Origin of the sequence: Enterobacter cloacae complex sp. IR5418, from assembly GCF_049238105.1 — a bacterium.
GTDB lineage: Bacteria > Pseudomonadota > Gammaproteobacteria > Enterobacterales > Enterobacteriaceae > Enterobacter > Enterobacter hormaechei.
In genome coordinates this window covers 1-5,304 of sequence record NZ_JBMKHS010000072.1, presented here as the reverse complement: position 1 = coordinate 5,304, position 5,304 = coordinate 1, and the positions used below count along the sequence as shown (strand labels likewise).

Here is a 5,304-nt window from a genome sequence, read left to right as displayed (position 1 = left end):
ATGTAAGGCCTTTGAATAAGACAAAAGGCTGCCTCATCGCTAACTTTGCAACAGTGCCGAAAACCGTCACTTTCTGAAGAAGATGTTAAACAAATTAGAATCTTACTTGCTGATCCTGAAATGACAGTTGGTGCAGTTGCTAAGCGCTTCAACGTTTCTCGCATGACTATTTATCGCTACACCACAAAATCATGAATGACCGCAGCATGGCGGTTTTATTTTCTTATGCCCGTCAGGGCATGGAAGGCGACCACGCCGGACTTAAACGGGCACCGGCCGCAAATCGCCGGAAACCGCAACGCTGACCGTATCGCCCGGCCCAGCCCCTCCCTGCAAAGCCATAACCCAGCCCGCCGCCACGCAGCTGCCGCACGTCCCCCACGGTGGTGCGCAGTGGGCGCCGCGCGCCTGCGCGCGGGAACGGCGGCCCGCCTTCGGGTCGCGGCGCCGTACTGCGCGTTAGCGGCCGCACGCGGCCGGTTACGGGGGACACTACGCCATACGACCAGCGACCCGCTGAGCTGCACAATCCACGGATAACACAAGCTACATACATGTCGATATGGGAATCGGCCCACCTTGCCGGGCTGCGTAATTGCATCGGACTTGACTACCCATTTGCATTTTACTTGGTGACCGTTTGCAGATTACTTGACCATCACCAACTAAATCTGTCCCATTAGATTTAGTTGGCGTAAGGCCTTACATCTTAACGGCTGCTGTGTGCCAAAAGCGGAAGTTGGAGTGCCAGAGGCGCTCTAAAAATTAATGGTTCGTTATGCAGGGATACAAACAAATACCTGCATGGTTTCTATGGCTTTTTGATTGGATTCATGTATGACGGTAATGCCTTCATTCCGTCAGCTTTTGCAGTGCTTACCTCCATGTATAGACGATTGATAAGAACGATTTGTATACTTCCTCATATCTACAGATTTTTCAGGTACTCACATGAAAATGACACGCTTAGAAGCTATCAAGGCATGGGGAAGAGCAAGCCGAGAAGGTAAGCCAATTCCCGAAGAGGTCAGAGAAGTTCTGATCAGCACCCAACAAAATGATAGTAGCCATGATTTCCATGTAGAACCCACTACAGCTAAAGTTAGAGTTAGCAAAGAGCAAGTAAAAAAGAATATTAACGGTAAGAAACCGTTAACTGCGCCTGCACCTATCCGTAGCGTAGGAGGTTATTTAACTCCTAAAGAAATGGAAACTTACAACCAAAAACGCAAGTTAAATAATCAAAAACGTAAAAATAAACCTTTACTTTATTCAGATATAATGCTTGAACTTCTTGCATCTGGTTTGTCAAAAAAGCAAGCGACGAAGAAAGCAAAAGATATTATTCAGCGTGAAACACTTGAGCGACTCAATAACAAAAAAAGTAAACCTGTGGCTAAAGTATCACTTTCATCCAAATATAGAGCTATTCGTAATGAGAAAAAGATTAAGTCTGATCCTTGGCACATAGCGAAAACGAAACAGGACGAAATAATTCAAGCTAAAAACGAACAAAAAAAGCTAGAGGCGGATCTTATAAGTCGCCGTATTTCATGTATTGAATGCAAGGTTGATTTTCAATCGCTTGGAGGATTTGCAGACCATGCTAGAGATGTTCATCATGCAAGCATAAGTACACCTAAGCTAATTGTAGAAATTGAAAAACCTATTGCCAATGCTGATTTTTTAATCGGGGTGCCTGTATTATCGTCTACTGAATCAGTAGAGGAAGTTGTTTCTATTCCTGTTGCCAAAACTCCAGAATCCTTTAGTGATAAGTGGCTCAGATTGTTTGCAGAAAAGGGGTACACCGTTGCTATGGTTGATGCTTTCAAACGAGAAGCAACTAAACAAGGTATGGATGTAAAAGAGGCACATGAATTTCTTAGTGTCTGTAAGCCGTCAAAACACCTCACAGGAATACCTGTACGCCCTTTAGAAGTGATTCTTCCTCCTGAACAACCGAATACCATTATAAATCCCGTAGAAACGCTTGTAAATTCAGTTGCTAATGCTCCTTCTTACGCTCCCGCTCTATCTGAATCTATTGAGCAAGCGTTGTTCGCAGATCGTATTGTTCGTACCCGTACCAATCAGAACGATTTTAAAGAGCGTGTGGCCGCTAACTTTGGTTATCGTTGTGCCATAACTAATAGCGGAGAAGCACTAGAGGCCGCCCACATTGAGCCAGTTGGAACAGGAAATAATAATACTTCTAACGGATTATTGATGCTTGCATGTTTGCATCGCCTTTTTGATGCTGATTTAATGGCTATTAATCCTGACTTACTCACTGTACATTTCAAACCTGATTGCACATACTTTGCTAAAAGTATATTGGAAGGTAAAAAAATAAATGCTCACTCAGTTCCTTTGAACAAATCGGGATTGCTAGAACGCTGGCTTCGCTTTGATGTCTAAAGGCACGAAAAAGTGAAATGCAACTATTTCTACAGTCACTTTTGTGGGAGAAAAAGTGCCAACTTCAGCTCCTCGCTCATAGTAGACCTCCCGACGCCTCAGGCGGTCCGCTTTGTGCCAGAAGTGGACGTTAAAGTGAACTATCTTAGTGGTCAGGTTTATGCTTATAGGACGAAAGCTATCAGTTTTCTGGCAGATTTTCTTATCAGATAATATTCACCTGTCAGGTAACAAATTACTGCAATGAAGCTTATTGCTCCACCCAGCACCGTGTTATTGACCAGCAATTATAAGGCTGCCGCCAGGCAGTTTCTTATGTTCCCGTCCGGGCATTCGGTAAAACGCCCATAACACCGAACTGTGTAACAGGGAAAGTGACGACTACTTGGATTTTTAAGCGCCCGATGACTTCCTACTTGTTGAGATACCTGAGAGCGATTAAGCATACACAATAATCTTAACTCTCTGTGTAATACATATGTATTACACAGAGAAATGCCTAATTTTTCAGGTTTATCTTTATGAATACGTAACACAAAAATTATTACAGTGAGTCATCGAAAATTGATTCATGCGGCACGCATTTTCTTGCGTTACGATTCCATTTTCGTGCTCAGCAACAAATGCCATGTCTCTTGTAATTGGGATTATCCAGGTCAGATCGTTTTTCCAAAGATTAACGTTCCAGAAATCAGGCAGGATAAAGTTTTCCTCCGGCGATTTAACTAATCCCCACTTCCTGCTTTTAAATAAAATATTTAATTTATTCAAGTCCATTTTGAATGTCAAACCCCGAAACATATCATCATGCATTGTTCCGTCCGGCCTCATAAAATAAGCCCCTTTGTACTCTAATGTGTCCTGCTCTTCAAAAGATAACTCGCTTCCGATTATGCGGAAATTGACGCTTTCCGGACGTTCGCTGGCTAACCTGCCCCTGATATTCCACATCAGGTAGTAATCAGTTATTCTTCCGAAATTGAAGCTATTTTCATTATTTATTGCTTTATCTACTTCTTCCTTAAAAGCATCCTCTATGCTTTTCATAAGTCTTTCCGTGGATTCATCCCATCCTTTTTTTGAATAAAAGACTTCATCGTTGACAGACTTTTGTTTTACGACCCCTTCTTTATCTACTATCTTTACATAAACTTTATTTGCATCCTGTGAAAATAGTTTCAGGAACTGTCTGCCCAGGTAATGCTGTTTATACGTGAACTGCACGGTTTTGGTTCTGTTCCTGCGCGGTTTTTTCATATTACCTCAGAATATTCATGACGGATTAAGTTCAGCTTAGCATGTCCTGATCCTAAACTGTTCCGGCGAGGCCGCTACTGTTTGAGGGTATGAGATGCCCGGACACGGTAATTCGGTAAAACGCCCATATTACCGAATTACCAGTAATGAGGCTTGATAGCAGGCTTCTTCTTTGTAGGGACACGTTCAGGAAACTGGTGAGATTGCAATTCGTCAATCTTCACTTGTCGTCTTATCCAATCACTATGGTTTTTAAGTGAGCCGGGCACTCCGCGTTCGATACCTTCGCGATGTGGCAAAATAATGCCAACCGTTATTTCTGGAAAATCTTCCTTTATTGCTTTTAAGGCAGGCGTCATATCGGTATCAGCCGACACTAAGACTATTTGTGCAATGCGTGCATCTGCTTCAAGGTTCTGTTGCTTTGAAAGAAGTCGGTACATACTGATAGCAATATTTACATCGGTCTCTTTTTCCTCAAGATCCCATACATCAACCTTATCAGATCGGGATGCAGGAATACCATCCAGATAACGCGGCGCACTGCCACGATTAAGCCTGTGTCTTCCTAAATGGACTGTAACGCCCTTCGCCTTGAGTGCGCGAATATAAACATCCTGAGCTTCAGCCGACTCTTTACCTCTGGTTGCAAGAGGAGGTAAAACGGGAGAGGTAAAGTAATTTACCTGGGCAGTCTCAGAGGCAGGATTTTGAATTTTCGTGATATATGTCAGAAGCGCAGGGAGGTCGAGCCACTTGAAGGGTGTTCCAGCCAGCAGCCCGTAAAAGAGATTGTATCCATCAATGAAAAAAGCGGTGCGCACGTTTGCTTCCCATCAGATACGAAAAAACCGGCTCGCTGGCCGGTTTCTTCACCCCAACTGCCAGTGAACTTAATCGCTGCGTTCGGGGTTGAGTTGTAGGAACAATACTATGCTATTTTGACGACCCCGTCAATCATCCCTGCTAATCCTGCATAACGGCCTTTCATCCCCGCTCACGATCTGTAGACATTCGGTAAAACCCGCATAACACCGAATCGCCCCGCCGCGGCGCGCAACACTACATGTTGTGCCTGTCTCAGCTGGCAGGCCTACCAGATATAGTGATCGGGCGGTCAGCGCCGGGGCAGGCCGCGCCGGTTGCCCCGCTGCGCCATTCGGTAAAACTCCGGCACGGGGGGGGGCCCGAATGCGGTTTACCGCCAGCGGAGTTTTTCTTCTTGCTTTTTTACACATTGCACAATGGCGAGGTGGTATTAGAAAATGTCATTTCTCACATTAAGCCTATATCCGCTTTTCGCTCATAGCTGCCGGTCAACTCGGAAGGAAACTGTCTCTATTTTCTGTTGGAGATGACCAAGAGAAGTGCAAACAGGCAGTCAAGTAAAATGCAAATGGGGAGTCAAGTGAATGCAAATACCCACCGGGCGCCGCTGCCGCGTGGGAATCGGCCCACCTTGCCAGGCGCTGCTGCCGTGTGGAAATCCGCCCATCTTGCCGGGCGCCGCTGCCGTGTGGAAATCCGCCCATCTTGCCGGGCGCCGCTGCCACGTGGGAATCGGCCCATCTTGCCGGGCGCTGCTGCCGCGTGGGAATCGGCCCACCTTGCCGGGCGCCGCTGCCG

4 protein-coding genes are annotated in these 5,304 nt (G+C 45.6%); 2 read left to right on the top strand and 2 right to left on the bottom strand.

Annotation, left to right across the window (positions count from 1 at the left end):
* The first annotated feature begins 45 nt into the window (after positions 1 to 45).
* Together ACOTX7_RS23685 and ACOTX7_RS23680 are read left to right on the top strand one after the other, a co-directional pair.
* Positions 46 to 195 (top strand): helix-turn-helix domain-containing protein, encoded by a 150-nt coding sequence (locus ACOTX7_RS23685; protein ID WP_032433706.1) that lies wholly within the window; start codon positions 46 to 48, stop codon positions 193 to 195.
* Between the two features lie 756 nt (positions 196 to 951).
* Positions 952 to 2,421, top strand: a complete 1,470-nt coding sequence (locus ACOTX7_RS23680; protein WP_004201235.1) for an HNH endonuclease signature motif containing protein — start codon at positions 952 to 954, stop codon at positions 2,419 to 2,421.
* Between the two features lie 519 nt (positions 2,422 to 2,940).
* Here the strand turns inward: ACOTX7_RS23680 and ACOTX7_RS23675 are convergent.
* Both ACOTX7_RS23675 and ACOTX7_RS23670 read right to left on the bottom strand, forming a co-directional pair.
* Positions 2,941 to 3,678 (bottom strand): hypothetical protein, encoded by a 738-nt coding sequence (locus ACOTX7_RS23675; RefSeq protein WP_004201234.1) that lies wholly within the window; start codon positions 3,676 to 3,678, stop codon positions 2,941 to 2,943.
* A gap of 137 nt (positions 3,679 to 3,815) precedes the next feature.
* A complete protein-coding gene (locus ACOTX7_RS23670; protein ID WP_004201232.1) occupies positions 3,816 to 4,502 on the bottom strand; it encodes an NYN domain-containing protein in 687 nt (228 codons plus the stop codon).
* Positions 4,503 to 5,304 lie beyond the last annotated feature (802 nt).

Coding starts and splice junctions, on each gene's coding strand:
- ACOTX7_RS23680 (WP_004201235.1), top strand. CDS start 952: ATGAAAATGACACGCTTAGAAGCTATCAAGGCATGGGGAAGAGCAAGC.
- ACOTX7_RS23675 (WP_004201234.1), bottom strand. CDS start 3,678: ATGAAAAAACCGCGCAGGAACAGAACCAAAACCGTGCAGTTCACGTAT.